The sequence below is a fragment of the Paenibacillus sp. FSL H3-0321 genome (assembly GCF_038002865.1).
In the GTDB taxonomy this organism is placed as follows: domain Bacteria; phylum Bacillota; class Bacilli; order Paenibacillales; family Paenibacillaceae; genus Paenibacillus_AQ.
The window spans coordinates 4,223,294-4,238,123 of sequence record NZ_JBBODH010000001.1 but is presented as its reverse complement, the minus strand read 5'-3'; the positions used below and the strand labels follow the sequence as shown (position 1 = coordinate 4,238,123).

The following is a 14,830-nucleotide window of genomic DNA, read 5'->3' as shown; positions in this document are numbered from 1 at the left end:
AGGCTTGCGGATGACGATAGAGACAGGCGCTTCCACCTTACTGAAGCGGACTGGCCAGCAGGCTGAGCTCAGGGTTGTTCTCCAAGGCCTGCTTGCAGTAATCGCAAGTAACCTTTACCGTGATCTCACCTTCTGAATCATACGCTATGATATCTCTGCGCTCCGCAGGGGTCAAAGAATGCAGACCAAGCTGCGCTTCTGTGATATTACTTCTATTGATGCTTCCCAGAAATGTCCGGCAGTGCCTGCATACGTAGTGTATTGCCATCTATATGCCTCCTGAAGGTAGTATATACCCTTCAGTATGCCCCGCTCCGGTCGTATTTAGCCTTAAGATGCGGGCGGGAGCGGGCCGTTAGCCATTGAATTTGGCCATGGTCTGTTCAAAGGTATGCTGCAGGCTGAACTCCAGGGCATCACAGGTATCTAGGATCATGGTCTTCAGCCTGTCTCCGTCTTTCTTGGGAAAGGCAGAAAGCACATAATCTACAATAGCAAAGCCCGGTTCAGGACGGGAGATCCCCATCCGCACACGGTTGAAGCTTTGCGTGCCTGTATGCTGTATGATCGACTTGATTCCGTTATGGCCTCCGGCACTTCCCTGATAACGCAGCCGGATTTTGCCGATTTCCGTATCAAGATCATCATAGACAACGATCATATCCTCTAAATTCACTTTATAATATTCCATATATGCACGAACCGCTTCTCCGGACAGGTTCATAAAGGTCATGGGTTTGATCAGAACTGTCTTGACTCCCCCGATGACGCCCTCACCGATTACGGACTTGCACTTATTCTGGTTAAAGGTGATTCCGTTTCTGGCCGCTAGCTCGTCAAGCGCCATAAAACCGACGTTATGCCTGGTTTTGGCGTACTGCGGTCCCGGATTTCCGAGTCCAACAATCCATTTCATGATGGCCTATCCTTTCCATCCGGTTCTCTTAAGCAGAAGAGTTCCGTTTTTGGTACAATGAATTTTATTAGGCTTACTTCTAGAGCAGCCGAGGGCCACTTTACTCCAAAGACAGGTGATGAACGATGCCACATCAGGGCGACATCTTAACGCTTCAGCGCCATTTCCAGTACCACATCCAATATGCTGTGCCTGTCGAAATTTACAGAGACAATGTGCACGTAGCCATCGGTGTAGTTACAGCGGCGGATGAAGGCTTTGTTGAGCTGCAGGGTACTCTTTACAACCGCAGCCTGTTCACCTTTATCTCCCGGCCAGGGTATTGATGCCGCAGCAAAGCTGGAGGCCATCACGCCGACAAGGGTTACATCTTCCGTTACGGAGGTGTAACCCTTTTTGAATCCAGGCGGGACCAGCAGTCATATCTCTACAAGAGCACTACCCGAATACTATTCGATTTCGAACAATTTGCTGATGGACAGCTCCTCATGAACACGAATAATCGCCTCACCCATAAGTGGAGCCACGGACAACACTTTGAGCTTCGAGGTCGGATTGTTGCTGCGGATTGGAATGGTATCCGTCACGATAATTTCCTTAATTGGTGAATTTTCCAGACGTTCATGCGCAGGTCCGGACAATACCGGGTGGGTACAGCAAGCATAAACTTCCTTCACGCCGCCTTCCATCAAGGCATTGGCTCCCAGTACAATCGTTCCGGCCGTGTCGATAATATCATCGATCAGAATCGCTGTTTTGCCTTCGATGTTACCGATAATATTCATGACTTCGCTGACATTCGGTTCCGGACGGCGTTTGTCGATGATCGCCAGAGGTGCGTTAAGGAAATCGGCAAGCTTTCTAGCCCGCACAACACCGCCATGGTCCGGGGAGACCACAACCGGATTCTGGATCTGCTTCGAACGGAAATACTGGGCAAGAATCGGAACACCCAGCAGATGATCCACCGGAATATCAAAAAAGCCTTGAATTTGCATCGCATGAAGGTCCATGGTGATAACACGGTGAGCTCCTGCTTTTTCGATCAGGTTCGCTACCAGCTTGGCCGTAATTGGATCACGGGAACGCGCCTTGCGGTCTTGACGAGCGTATCCGTAATAAGGAATAACCACATTGATGCTTTTCGCGGAAGCGCGTTTGAGCGCGTCTACCATAACCAGAAGCTCCATCAAATTGTCGTTAACCGGACCACAAGTCGACTGTACGATATAGACATGGCAGCCCCGGACACTCTCAGACAGCTTGACCTGAATCTCCCCGTCGCTGAAGCTTGTGGTATGTGATTCACCCATCGGAATTCCGATATAATCGGCAATTTGACTAGCCAGCTTAGGATTGGAGTTACAGGTGAAAATCTTTAATTTGGAATCGCAATAAGTCATAAAATATAAACCCTCCGTGACGGAATTTAGCTTCCAAGCAGCGCCGGTAAAGAGATCTCAGCTCGATCCGGCGCTTTGGCAGTGGCCCTTACGATTGACTCGACTGGTCTTTCTTTGCTTTGGCCCGGGAGCGGATCTTCTCGGCATACCCCGGCTTGTTCTCCTGTCTTACTCTGGCAATAGCCAAATCATTCTCCGAAACAGATCTTGTGATTGTCGATCCTGCAACAACAAAAGCTCCTTTGCCTACGGTGACCGGTGCAATCAGATTCACATTGCTGCCGATGAAGGCATCATCTTCAATTGTCGTCTTGGATTTATTAAATCCGTCATAATTGGCAGTAATTGCACCACAGCCAACATTTACATTCTTACCTACAGAGGCATCGCCGACATAGCTCAAATGCGATACTTTGGAGCCGTCACCGATCACTGCATTCTTAATTTCCACGAAATCACCGATTTTGACTTCCTCACCGAGTACAGTGCCCGGACGCAAATAGGCAAAAGGCCCAACGGTAGTCCGTGCGCCGACTTGTGCCTGATTCAGTACGGAATGCTTCACCTCAGCGCCGTCCATAATCACGCAGTCTTCGATTTCACTGGAAGGCCCGATCACGCAATCTTCACCAATGACGGTTTTGCCTTTCAGCTGGGTACCCGGATATAGCACAGTATCTGATCCAATGATGACATCGGCTCCTATATAGGTGGAAGCCGGATCAATGATGGTTACACCGTTCAGCATATGCTGGCGGTTGATACGCTGGCGCATATAACCTTCCGCTTCGGATAAAGCCAAACGGTCGTTAACGCCGATAGACTCCGCAGCGTCATGAGCCTGATATCCCAGAACGATATCCCCCTGTGCCCGGAGTATGCCGATTACATCGGTTAAATAATATTCCTGCTGGTTATTGCTGTTGGTGACCTTCTCCAGCGCCGCGAACAGCTTGGCATTATCAAAACAGTAAGTACCTGTATTAATTTCGCCTACAGCTGCTTCCTCAGCGGTGCAATCCTTCTGCTCCACAATCTTCAGTACAGCGCCGTCTTCCCCGCGGATAACCCGTCCATAGCCTGCAGGCTGATCCATCACAGCAGTCAGTACAGTTGCTGCCGCATGCTGCCCTTCGTGCAGTGCCATAAGCCCTTCCAGCGTTTCCGCCATGACCAGCGGTGTATCGCCGCAAATCACGATGGTTGTGCCTTCCTCGCCGCCGATAAGATCCTTAGCCTGTTTGACGGCATGCCCGGTACCCAGTTGGGTTTCCTGCAGCACATATTCCGCATCCTGGCCTATATGGGCTTTTACTTGCTCTGCGCCATGTCCGACAATAACGACGGTACGCTGGCTTCCGGTCGCTTTAACTGTATCAAGTACGTGCCCTACCATCGGTTTGCCACAGACGGGGTGCAGCACTTTATATAATTTAGATTTCATGCGCTTGCCTTGACCTGCGGCAAGTACAACAGCCATTCTTTTCAAGAATGCCAACCTCCCACTTCTTGAGCTCACTACTGAATATATCTCATATCGGGAAAAAAGAAAAGAGAACCATGTGAGCATGGTTCCCTTTTCTTCGAACCCCAATTAAAAACGGCTTGACCTTACGCCGCCCTGGGAGGGCAGCTGGACATCAGAGTCAGCTTAAGGCTTAAGCTCCCTCTTCGATGACCTCTTCTTCTTCCGTAGCGGCGCGATCGTACTCGGCCAGAACCGCAGATTGAATCTTCTCGCGTGTTCCCGAAGAAATCGGGTGTGCGATATCGCGGAATTCGCCGTCCGGTGTACGCTTGCTGGGCATAGCAACGAACATCCCGTTATTACCGTCGATGACTCGAATGTCATGAACAACAAACTCGTTGTCGATTGTAATGGATGCGATTGCTTTCATTCTCCCCTCAGAGTTGACGCGGCGGAGTCTGACATCCGTAATTTGCATGTGTGTGTTCACCACCTTTTTCCATCAGAGACTTGGTGTATAATTCCACACAGCAAAGCGAATTCCTTCTTTTTGATTCCAAAAAATACCTGATAATGAAGATTATTTTTGCGCAACCATTGATTTCGACACCATTCGCGGGGTTTTCTAATAATCCCTTACGATTTCGACATTTTACTGTTCTTTAGCGCAAAGTGACTGTCCAGCTCAGGAGGAGAAATAATTACCCGGATACGCTGAAATCCGCCGCACCTTGGAATCCACCTCATTCAGCTTCACCAGAGATACATAGTCATGCAGCAGACGCTCTTCCGTCTCCACCGCACCTGATTCCACGAGTACACCTACACCGGCCACTTCGGCATTGAACTCGCCAAGCAGATCGACCATACCGCGTACGGTACCGCCAGCCTTCATGAAATCATCCACGATCAGCACCCGCGACTTCTCACGCAGCGCCCTTCTCGACAGCGACATCGTATGTATGCTCTTATGTGAGCCCGATACATAGTTGATGCTAACGGCAGAGCCCTCAGTCACCTGATGGTCACGGCGCACCAGCACCACCGGCAGCCCGAGCTGTGCAGCTGTAGCATAAGCCAGCGGAATGCCTTTGGTTTCCACGGTCATCACTACATCAATCTCTACCCCGTAGAAGGCCGTTGCAATGATCTTTCCGGCCTGTTCCATCAGAGAAGGCAGCCCCAGCAGGTCAGACATATATAAATAACCGCCGGGCAGAATCCGGTCGCTCTGCTCCAGCTGTCCGCACAAACGGTTAACGAAGGCCAGCGCCATCTCTGTTGGCATTCTAGGAATATAACGCACCCCGCCTGCCGCACCGGCCAGTGTCTGCAGCTCACCCATGCCTTCGCCTTCAAATACTTCTTTTATAATAGCCAAATCTTCGCTGATGGATGACTTTGCCGCGCCATACCGCTCTGCAAATGTTGACAGCGACAGCAGGTCATGCGGTTTCTCAAGCAAAAATTGGGTCATGTCTACCAAACGTTGGCTTCTTTTAAGTTTTTTCACGGAATGCTCCTCGCCAAAACCGAATATTATTATAAAATAATATCACTTTTGTACGGATTTACACAAGAAGAAACGGCTGCTCTGCCTTTGACAGGGCTAGCCGTTTCTCTGGAAGCTCTTCAGCTCAGCGAACGTACCGCGTAAACTTCCTTACAGAATCCGCGCAGTCCATTGTAAATTCTGGCTACCTTGGACTGTTTGGATACCAGACCGAAGACGGTCGGTCCGCTGCCGGACATCAGCACTCCATCTGCACCCAGCTTCATCATTGCTTCCTTCAGCTGCTGCACCTCGGGATGGAGCTTCAGCGTCACATCCTCCAGCACGTTGCCCAGCCCCGCACAGACTGCGTTGAAGTCGCCCGCTGCGATGGCCTCCTGCATCCGCGTTGCCGACGGATGCACCACAATGTCATTCGCTCGTACGCGTCCGTACACCTCAGCCGTCGATACATTAATCGGCGGCTTCGCCAGGACGACCCAGCACTGCGGCGGATTCTCGATCGGAGTCAACCGCTCGCCTCTGCCCGTAGCCAGGGCAGTGCCTCCTGTGACGCAGAACGGCACGTCCGAGCCCAGCTCGGCGCCCAGTTCCTGCAGCTCCTGCGCCGGGATACCAAGGCGCCAGAGCCTGTTCAGGCCGCGCAGCGTAGCTGCGGCATCGCTGCTGCCGCCGGCAAGGCCGGCAGCGACCGGAATTCTTTTGTCCAGATGGATATGTACACCGCTCTTCACGTTATAACGGTCTTTAATAAGCCTCGCCGCCTGAAAGGCAAGGTTCTTCTCGTCGAGCGGAATATATCCCGCCTGGCTTGATATAATAATCGAGTCTCTCTTCATCTCTGATAGCTCCAAACGGTCCGCCAGATCCACCATGGTCATAATCATTTCCACTTCGTGAAATCCGTCAGGCCGCTTGTGGAGCACATCCAGCATCAAATTGATCTTGGCCGGCGCTTTCTCATACATTTTCAAGGCGTTCACCCACCTTCAGCTTTTCCCGTAAAAACAACTTAACATATTATATGAGAAACTTGTAACGAAGTCCATTATCAAAAGTTTGGACAGGCCGAAAAGGGGACCGCCGCAAGGACGGTTCCCCTTTTTTATAACCGTTTTTCAGCACAAAAGCGGTTAAGACTTCCGGGCAGCCTGCTCGGCAAGCTGAATGGCCCTTTTCACCATATTCCCTGCATCCTGGGCCCGGATTCCACCCCAGCCGTCCCGCTCTACCGTTTCGTAGAATCCAAGCTCCTTGGCCAATTCCGTCTTCAGTTCCTCCGACATCATGCCTCGTTTTCTGCGGCTCATTAGCGGAATTCCTCCTTAGGGTAGTAGATGATAAGCTTATTGCTCCTTTAGTATGCTGTACCGGGGCAATGATCATTCAACCCGCGTAGAAACCGTCCATACCGTTGTTATATTCAAAAAACAAAAAAACAGCCCCCATAGGAGACTGTCCGTAACACTTAAGCCTTAATATACATAATCCGCATTTGCCCATCGTCTTCGCAAACTGTGATCTCCACAGACTCCGTAAGAATATCGGCATAGCTATAGGAGACACGCTTGAAGGTTTGCTGCTCCTGATCCAGTTTGACAATAAATACAGAAGGGTACGTTTCTTCCAGGACACCGGTGCGTTCAACGGTCTTACGACGTCCACCGTTTGCACGCAACGTGATCTTATGACCGACGTGAGCTTCGAGACTGCGTTTAATTTCCAACAGCGCGTTATTAGCCATTACCTGACGACCACCTCTTTCCTTGTCCATTATACAACTTTTCACAAACATTGTCAAAGCAAATAAATAATTATAGATGATGCCAAAATAGTTGTCAACGGAATTTTTTTGGAACGAAAGAGTGCCGACCGAGGCGCCTTGTTATCGGTAATAATATACCGGAGGCTGTCACCTGCTTGTCCGGCTTCTACAACAAAAAAAGGAAAAGAAAAGCGTTATGCTTATCCTTTCCTTTTTTTATTCCTGCCATTCTGGAAATTTATTGCGTACGGCCTTTCCGGGGCCACGATATTATATCGCCGACGGGGTAACTTTCAGCGCGGAAAGATTCTGCAGGCGAGGCATTCCGATCCGGAAGCTGCCGCGTGTCTCTATCCCGCCCATTCCCTGGTTGCCGCTGATGGTATGATTCAATACATCGCCTAGACTCACTGTGTCACGGATCGAGGTAAAAGAGGCTTTGGCCGCTATATAGACCGGATCCAGCGCATGAATCAGGATTCTCCCCGGTGAACTGGCAAAATTGGCCCCCGCCCCCAGCAGTGCCTCAAAATGCGACTGGCAGGCTCCCGCCACAATGGTCAGGGCATCAAAATTCCGTTCATATTCCCTTGCAACCCCAATAGCTGCCACAAAGTTCTGCGAATTTTTGTAGCTGCTGAGACTGTAGAGATCATAAGTATGCGGCTGTTTCAGCACCCCGTCGTGGCCAGTAATAACTACGATATCCGGACGCACACGGGGCAGAAGCCGGTATAACGTCTCTGCCATTTTGGACTCATGAACATGATGTCCTTCTGCGGGAATCCGCAGCTGTTCATACAAGCTAAGACTTTTGTTCAAATAAAGCGCATCGCCGTCCAAATGCAGCACTTTGCCCGGCACCTCGAAATAAGCCGCCTCCTTGGGGGATTGCGGCCAGCTTCCGGCAACAGTCTCTCCGCTGCGCTGGCTCTGTTCCTGACGGTCCTTACGCAACCTTGTCAATGATTCCTTCGCTTTGATCTGTGCCTGCTGTCCCCGTTCTGTAATACGGGTAGGCGGCACTTGAACCAAGTCGTCCAGGGGAGCATCCGCCAACAGGCGGAATTCTGTGCCTTTGATTACGGCTCCACTCTGCACGATGTTCTCCACCCGGAAAGTTACATCTCCACCATAAGATTTGCGAACGACCAAGTCTCCTAAATTCATGACAACACCACCTCTACCCCCATCGTATGGGCAAAGGTCATGGTTGGTTCTTAACCAGCCGCATTTTTACAAGATAAAGCGCGATGTTTCACGCTGCATACTCTAGGCGATTCCTGCCGCCAGCAGCACAGCGCTAAGCCGGGCGTACTCCGCAAGGCTCAGCGTCTCCCCGCGGCGGGTTGGCTCTATGCCAGCCTCAGCCAGCAGCGCCTCCAGACGCTCACGTCCCTCTCCCGGGAAGAAGCGGGCCTTGAGATTGTTTGCAATTGTCTTGCGCCGCTGGGTGAAGGAAGCCTGGACCACCTCAAAGAAATGCTTCTCATCAGCCACATCAACCGGTGGACGTTCTCTGACCTTCAGCCGGATTACAGCAGATTCCACATTTGGCTGCGGGATGAAGACCGTACGCGGCACAATACAGACCAGCTCAGGCTCGCTGTAGTACTGCACGGCTATGCTGAGGCTTCCATATTCTTTGCCGCCCGGAGAGGCCGCCATACGCTCAGCAACCTCCTTCTGGATCATTACCACGATATTATCCAGCGGAAGTTTCTCCTCCAGCAGTTTCATCAGTATAGGGGTTGTCACATAATACGGCAGGTTGGCAACCACACTTATTTTGTCGACGGTTGCAAAATCCTCTGTGAAGAGTTCCTGCAGGTTTACCTTCAGCACATCATCATTGCGGATTTTGACATGCGGGTACGGAGACAATAAATCCCGGAGAATCGGAATTAGTCTGCGGTCGATCTCTACAGCAGTCACCGCACCCGCAGCCATGGCCAGCCGTTCAGTAAGCGCCCCGATACCCGGACCAATCTCCAGGGCTCCCGAAGAGTCGGTTAATTCTGCTGCGTCCACTATTTTATCAAGGATATTCTGGTCGATCAGAAAGTTCTGTCCCAGACTTTTTTTGAACGAAAAACCGTAGCGCTGAATAATTTCTTTGGTCCGTACTGGCGATGAGATCTTGTTATTGCCACTCATGAAGTAATGCCTCCCTGATCAATTTGTGCGAGAGCTCCGGAGAATTCTTCCCGCGTGATGCCAAACATAGCCAGCCGCTTGTATAGCTGTTTGCCGTTGCAATACCCGATGCCCAGCACGTTGCCCAGCGCCATCCTGCGCTCAGCCGCTCGCGGATGCACCAGCATGCCCGCCGCCATAAGATCCTCCAGCCCAATTAGGGCAGGGGTCCCTTCAAAGGAGGTATGTACATGCTGCAGCGCATGACGGATCGCTTCCGGCGATGCATTCTCAACACCGATATCCCCCTTGCGTGTAGCATCCTTCTCCGGGATGAATGCATGCTTGCAGCCTGGCACCTTGGAGGAGACAATCTTGCGGATGCGTTCACCGGCATGATCGGGATCCGTAAGGATGATCACGCCTCTGCGTTCCATTGCCAGCGCTATCTTGGCGATAACCTTGCGGTCTACCGCTGAACCGCCAGTCTCTATCGTATCGGCCTCCACCGCCCGCTTGACGGCAACCGTATCACTCTTGCCTTCCACCACAATTAATTCCTTAATCATACACGTTGCTCCTTCCTGTAAAACACAAAAAGAAGAGGATTCGCTCCCCTTCTTTTTGGCTAAAGAATGTATAAGTGATGAGCGGCAGCCCGTTCTGTCAGTGCTACCCTCACTATAGCTTATAAACCGTTAATTTGCAAAAGCGGACCACGTTAATTCAGCTCCGGCTTCACTGGACCGATCACATAAATAGTCCGGGACTTGCGGCCGAAATTACGGGCATGGCTCAGTGAATCGTAATAAACATCCAACTTGTTGCCTTTGATGGCACCGCCGGTATCCTCTGCTCGGCGAAACCCTAATCCCTCAATGTACACCCACCAGCCGATAGGAATTACATTCGGGTCCACAGCTATTGTCCGGCCTTCTGTTACGCGTGTGCCAGAAGCCGTGCGGGTCCCAATGCCTGGCTCTTCCGAAGAATAGGCTGTCATCGACACATTTTTAATCATCTTCTTGTATTGGAAATCTACGCCTGCCTTGTGCACGACGTTACTGCTTTTTGCGGAAACTTTGGTTGTTTTGGATGCTGTACTTTTTTTGGAAGTTGTCACAGCAGCTACAACGGGCTTTGGCAGGGGCTTCGTACCAACATAAACAATTTTATGTTTGGTAACCGTCTGTACTTCCTTGCCAATCATGCGCATAGAGACCAGTTCTCCATCTTGGTAGACCTTCTCGATATGCTGGACCATGACGCCTGGTGCGCCTAACTGTGCCACTTTTACGGTTCCCTTGTTCAGGGAAGGATCTGAGGTCTTAATGACCTGGAATGGCAAATTTTGCTTCCGCTCTACAATCTGCTTGTTGATGCGGACAATTTTAATTCCCATGCCGGCCGATACTGTGGTGTCAAGCGAAGGATATATCTTGTCATTGCTTTTCAGGCTTAAACCCAGTTTGCTAATGGCGTCACCGATAGTGTCTTCGGTGGTGTACAGCGTTTTTGTTGCTCCATCCGCAGTGAGACTAAACTTCTGCGCACGATTGATCACGACACGGTCGCCGTCCTGTATCTCATCACTAAGGCCAATAGATAATTCATCATGCGGCTGCAGCGAAATTTGTTCCTTAGCCAGCACATCACTGAGCAGCGCTTCGCGCGTTTCCAGCGTCTGAGCTTTCCCGTCTATTACTAAAAATATCTCTTTCTTGCTCTGACCGTGTACGTACAGCAGAATGAGCAGCGCGATAACGATTGATACCGCACCTGCAAGCGAAAGTAAGCGAGGATTCACTTGCTTCCACCGTAATGCGAAAGACCTGCTGGATGATTGCGAATCATGGGATACTTCTGGTTGGAATACGCCCACTCTCTCCATCCTCCTTACATAGCCCCGTCGTCAAGTTGTATATCAAGGTGACTGTATCATTGCTGACGAAACTAGGTTTGAGATTGCAACAGGATACGCCCGCATTGCTTCAGCGTTTCCTGCTCATGGATCGCCTGCCCGGCATAATTACTCCAGATACCTGTTATATAACAGTATGCTGGTAACATTCGCATTATTCAAAACAAAAAAAGCCCAAAAAAGAGTTCACAGAGGACTCTTTCGTGGCTTCTCCGGATGTCAGAATACGCGGGAATGTTTATGCACGAGGTTTCCTCTCTTACTTGCGCTTACGGGGTTAGCTGTCGGGTTCGGGCATAAGAGAGACGCCCTATCTTAGGTCACCCGCTCACGGCGGTTGCCCTCAAATTCACCCCAAAGACCACGTGAAGAAATCAAATAAATTCTGCGGCATTTCTGTGTTGTACTCTATGTACGGACATGCGGCAGGCATTATTGGTTCCCCCGTTCTCCATACGGAGACTCAGCGAGACGATCCATGATTCAGTGACTGTCACAGTAACAACAGCTCACTGCACTGAAAAGATGATATCCTGTTTTGATGCATGTTGTAAAGGACGATTCAACCACGTTTACGCAAAAAAATGATTAAAATATTGTAATATTCAGCCGTTTTTAAATTAAAAAAGTTTAATATATCGGCTATACTTCATTTTTCACCGCTTTTACTCCCGATTTCAGACAATCCCAAATCGTTCCAGTGCGTTCGCATACGTAATTTCCGCCAATTCCTGTAAATCAATCCCTTTTATTTCCGCGGCAGCCTCTGCTACTAATCTCACATGTGCACTCTCATTTCGCTTGCCCCGGAAAGGGTGCGGTGTCAAATAAGGCGAGTCCGTTTCAATCAGCAGCCGGTCCAGCGGAGTCTGGGCCAGCACCTCTTTTGGCACTCTGGCGTTCTTGAATGTAATCGGGCCGCCGAAGGACAGGTGAAAGCCTAAATCCAGGCACATTTTGGCTATTTCCCAGCTGCCGGAGAAGGAGTGCATCACCCCGCCTATTTCATCAGCCTTCTCTTCACGGAGAATCCGCACCACATCTTCATGAGCATCACGGTTATGAATACAAATCGGCATTTTCAGTTCACGGGCTAGTCCGATTTGTTTGCGGAACACTTCATGCTGTACCTCTTTGGGGGAGGTATCCCAGTAGTAATCCAACCCAATTTCTCCGATGGCGACTACTTTTTTATGACTGCACAGTGAGGCGATCCACTCGAGATCCCCGTCCCTCATATCAATGGCATCCTGCGGATGCCAGCCGACGGCTGCATAAATATAATCATAGGTTTCAGCAAGCTTCATGGTTGTTGGGATTGTTTCCCTATTAAAGCCAATATTAATCATTTTGGTAACTCCTGCCTCGAGTGCATTGGCGATTACCTTTTCGCGGTCCTCGTCGAATTGTGGAGCATCCAGATGGGTGTGCGTGTCGAACAATTGCATGTTACATCCCCTTTTCTGTCATAATTTCTATGATGAATTCCAAGTATTTTTGGATTACTTTGCAAAGATTTCTGCGATTGAAGAAGGCAGCATTGGAAGGGCTTTCTGCAGCTTATCCTGTGGAAAATACAGGTGATAACGGCCGCGGTGAATTCCGCTGATGGAGCGTACGATATCTGAAACTTCAGAGATCTCCCTCAGTTTGTCATGGCGGTCAAGCAGCAGGATTTGCTTGCTGTCGAAGCCTTGTCCCGGACGAAACACATCATAGGGCAAATCTGTCGGAAAATCAATTTCCAGATCATAATCGGCATCTAGCCCTGCCACGGCAAAGCTGCGGCGTATTTCGTCAATCGTCTCGGAATCAAGGTTCTCCATCTCTACATATTTATACAGTTTACGATGAATAAACCGGCTGCACAAGTCGCTTAACAACTCATCCTTCTCCAAAGTCCACTGCATGAAGGCGGTCTGTATCATAGCTTCGTCCAGCAGCAGATATTGCTCCACCGTAACCTCTCCGCGGAACAAATCACCTAAAGGATCAATCATGAACCGGAATTCATAACCGCTCTGGTACAGCTCTTTGGCTCTGCGGAAAATTTGCCGCAAAATAATTTCGGAACTGCGTGTGACCGGGTGAAAATATACCTGCCAGTACATTTGATAGCGCGACATTAAGTAATCCTCGATAGCGTGCATCCCTGACTCCTTAACCACTACTCTTCCATGGTACGGACGCAGCATTCTTAGGATCCTGTCAATATCGATCGTCCCATAGTTTACTCCCGTGTAGTATGCATCGCGGAGCAGATAATCCATGCGGTCAGCATCCAGAGGGCCGGAAACCAAGTTGACTACAATTTCATGCTCATAAGTTTTGGAGATTACCGAAGCTACCTTGCCGGGAAAATCCTCTGCCACATCCCGCAGAATCGCGGTGATCTCCGTGTCCTCCAGAATGATCCGGCAGGTCCAGTCTTCATGGTTCATTTCAAAGGCTTCTTCTATAGAATGGGAGAACGGGCCATGCCCCAAATCATGCAGCAGCGCTGCACATAGAGTGAGCAGGCTCTCCTCCGGCATCCAATCCTTATACCCGCTTCGCTCGAACTGCGAAATGATACGGCGTGTAATTTCGTAGACACCAAGAGAATGTGAAAATCGGCTATGCTCTGCACCATGAAAGGTTAGATAGGAGGTGCCAAGCTGACGGATGCGCCGCAGACGCTGAAATTCCTTAGTATTGATCAATCGCCAGATAATTGTGTCCTGCACGTGAATATAGTTATGAACCGGATCTTTGAAAACCTTCTCTTCTGTCAGCGGTTGCTTCATGTGTTCAACTCCTTCGAATAATATAATTAGAAATTAGAGGTAATAGGTAGTATAATAATGAATTATGTCGCACTTTGTCGAACTATGTCATTTTAACGTTTTACAAATCGACAATTTAATTTTATCTGCATTTGCATGAATTTATGTGTAATGTAGGCGATATAAAAGTTTTATTAAAAAATTCCTTAAAATTAGCCTCAAAAAAGGTTGACTGTTTTGGGAATGGTTGGTATTATAAATATCATAAAACGGTGAACAATGTCGAATAATGACGCTTTTGAACATTGAGAGGAGCAACGATTGTAATGATGAAATCAACAGGAATTGTAAGAAAAGTAGACGAGCTTGGACGGGTTGTTATTCCGATCGAATTGCGCCGTACACTGGGCATTGGAGAAAAAGATGCGCTCGAAATTTACGTGGACGGTGAGCGGATCATGCTTAAAAAATACGAGCCAGCTTGCATTTTCTGCGGCAATGCTGAGAATGTAACCTATTTTAAAGGAAAAATTGTTTGTCATGAATGCATTTCTGCTATCCCTACCCCTGTGACAAACTAGAACAAATAGGTTATAATAGGAACTAATCAAATTGTTAATTCTAACCTTTTTATATCTCCTTGGCCTCCCGTTGATGCGGGAGGTATTTTTTATGCTTTTTTATGCTTTTTCACCCTCCCAAACCCTCCCTACAGGGAGGGCCCCAAGGGCCCCGGCCCTCTGGACACCCGGAAGCTTGTCTAATTTGTGGCCACGCGTAAAGGAGTAACTGTGACGGTGGACCGGCCCTCTTTCGGGCACGCCCTCAGGGCCTTGCCATGCGAGGGATTTCGCCATAGGCCGTGCGCCTATGGCGGCTGCGCGAAGGCGCTCCCATGCAACGTTTGGGCGATAAAGCCGCTCTCCCTACGGGAATCGCTATA

17 protein-coding genes and 1 riboswitch are annotated in these 14,830 nt (G+C 49.6%); of the genes, 2 read left to right on the top strand and 15 right to left on the bottom strand.

What is annotated here, in order from left to right; translation table 11 throughout:
• Positions 1–37 precede the first annotated feature (37 nt).
• Together MHI45_RS18860 and pth are read right to left on the bottom strand one after the other, a co-directional pair.
• Complete coding sequence (locus MHI45_RS18860) at positions 38–268, bottom strand: anti-sigma-F factor Fin family protein (protein ID WP_038584380.1); 231 nt, start codon at positions 266–268, stop codon at positions 38–40.
• Between the two features lie 87 nt (positions 269–355).
• Positions 356–916, bottom strand: coding sequence for an aminoacyl-tRNA hydrolase (gene pth, locus MHI45_RS18855; protein WP_076113632.1), 561 nt, complete (start codon positions 914–916; stop codon positions 356–358).
• Between the two features lie 125 nt (positions 917–1,041).
• On the opposite strand from pth, the gene MHI45_RS18850 reads away from it, so the two are divergent.
• On the top strand, positions 1,042–1,242 hold the full coding sequence (locus MHI45_RS18850; RefSeq protein WP_038584374.1) for a hypothetical protein: 201 nt from the start codon (positions 1,042–1,044) through the stop codon (positions 1,240–1,242).
• A gap of 123 nt (positions 1,243–1,365) precedes the next feature.
• Here the strand turns inward: MHI45_RS18850 and MHI45_RS18845 are convergent, their stop codons facing one another.
• From MHI45_RS18845 to MHI45_RS18785, 13 genes are all read right to left on the bottom strand, one after another.
• Positions 1,366–2,319 (bottom strand): ribose-phosphate diphosphokinase, encoded by a 954-nt coding sequence (locus tag MHI45_RS18845; protein ID WP_020425824.1) that lies wholly within the window; start codon positions 2,317–2,319, stop codon positions 1,366–1,368.
• A gap of 88 nt (positions 2,320–2,407) precedes the next feature.
• Positions 2,408–3,808: a bifunctional UDP-N-acetylglucosamine diphosphorylase/glucosamine-1-phosphate N-acetyltransferase GlmU gene (gene glmU / locus MHI45_RS18840; protein ID WP_341119292.1), complete on the bottom strand. Its 1,401-nt coding sequence runs from the start codon at positions 3,806–3,808 to the stop codon at positions 2,408–2,410.
• A 169-nt stretch (positions 3,809–3,977) separates the two neighbouring features.
• A complete protein-coding gene (gene spoVG / locus MHI45_RS18835) occupies positions 3,978–4,265 on the bottom strand; it encodes a septation regulator SpoVG (RefSeq protein ID WP_020425826.1) in 288 nt (95 codons plus the stop codon).
• Between the two features lie 207 nt (positions 4,266–4,472).
• Complete coding sequence (gene purR / locus MHI45_RS18830; protein WP_076113630.1) at positions 4,473–5,300, bottom strand: pur operon repressor; 828 nt, start codon at positions 5,298–5,300, stop codon at positions 4,473–4,475.
• A gap of 119 nt (positions 5,301–5,419) precedes the next feature.
• On the bottom strand, positions 5,420–6,274 hold the full coding sequence (ispE, locus tag MHI45_RS18825) for a 4-(cytidine 5'-diphospho)-2-C-methyl-D-erythritol kinase (protein ID WP_076113629.1): 855 nt from the start codon (positions 6,272–6,274) through the stop codon (positions 5,420–5,422).
• Between the two features lie 159 nt (positions 6,275–6,433).
• Positions 6,434–6,610 carry a small, acid-soluble spore protein, alpha/beta type gene (locus MHI45_RS18820; protein ID WP_019914492.1) on the bottom strand — a complete coding sequence of 59 codons (177 nt, stop codon included), beginning with the start codon at positions 6,608–6,610 and terminating at the stop codon, positions 6,434–6,436.
• Between the two features lie 158 nt (positions 6,611–6,768).
• A complete protein-coding gene (gene veg, locus MHI45_RS18815) occupies positions 6,769–7,044 on the bottom strand; it encodes a biofilm formation stimulator Veg (RefSeq protein WP_019914493.1) in 276 nt (91 codons plus the stop codon).
• Between the two features lie 291 nt (positions 7,045–7,335).
• Positions 7,336–8,235 carry a sporulation peptidase YabG gene (gene yabG / locus MHI45_RS18810; protein WP_341119291.1) on the bottom strand — a complete coding sequence of 300 codons (900 nt, stop codon included), beginning with the start codon at positions 8,233–8,235 and terminating at the stop codon, positions 7,336–7,338.
• A 102-nt stretch (positions 8,236–8,337) separates the two neighbouring features.
• On the bottom strand, positions 8,338–9,222 hold the full coding sequence (gene rsmA / locus MHI45_RS18805; RefSeq protein WP_341119290.1) for a 16S rRNA (adenine(1518)-N(6)/adenine(1519)-N(6))-dimethyltransferase RsmA: 885 nt from the start codon (positions 9,220–9,222) through the stop codon (positions 8,338–8,340).
• Entirely contained in the window at positions 9,219–9,770 is a 552-nt protein-coding gene (gene rnmV / locus MHI45_RS18800; RefSeq protein WP_341119289.1) for a ribonuclease M5, read from the bottom strand. The genes rsmA and rnmV overlap by 4 nt, the downstream gene beginning before the upstream one ends.
• Positions 9,771–9,922: 152 nt before the next feature.
• Positions 9,923–11,083, bottom strand: coding sequence for a 3D domain-containing protein (locus MHI45_RS18795; RefSeq protein ID WP_076113626.1), 1,161 nt, complete (start codon positions 11,081–11,083; stop codon positions 9,923–9,925).
• Between the two features lie 290 nt (positions 11,084–11,373).
• A riboswitch (cyclic di-AMP (ydaO/yuaA leader) is annotated at positions 11,374–11,601 on the bottom strand.
• Positions 11,602–11,799: 198 nt separating this feature from the next.
• Positions 11,800–12,570, bottom strand: coding sequence for a TatD family hydrolase (locus MHI45_RS18790; protein WP_038584350.1), 771 nt, complete (start codon positions 12,568–12,570; stop codon positions 11,800–11,802).
• A 54-nt stretch (positions 12,571–12,624) separates the two neighbouring features.
• Entirely contained in the window at positions 12,625–13,908 is a 1,284-nt protein-coding gene (locus MHI45_RS18785) for an HD domain-containing protein (RefSeq protein WP_076113624.1), read from the bottom strand.
• 305 nt (positions 13,909–14,213) lie between these two features.
• On the opposite strand from MHI45_RS18785, the gene MHI45_RS18780 reads away from it, so the two are divergent.
• Entirely contained in the window at positions 14,214–14,468 is a 255-nt protein-coding gene (locus MHI45_RS18780) for an AbrB/MazE/SpoVT family DNA-binding domain-containing protein (protein ID WP_019914502.1), read from the top strand.
• The last annotated feature ends 362 nt before the right edge of the window (positions 14,469–14,830 follow it).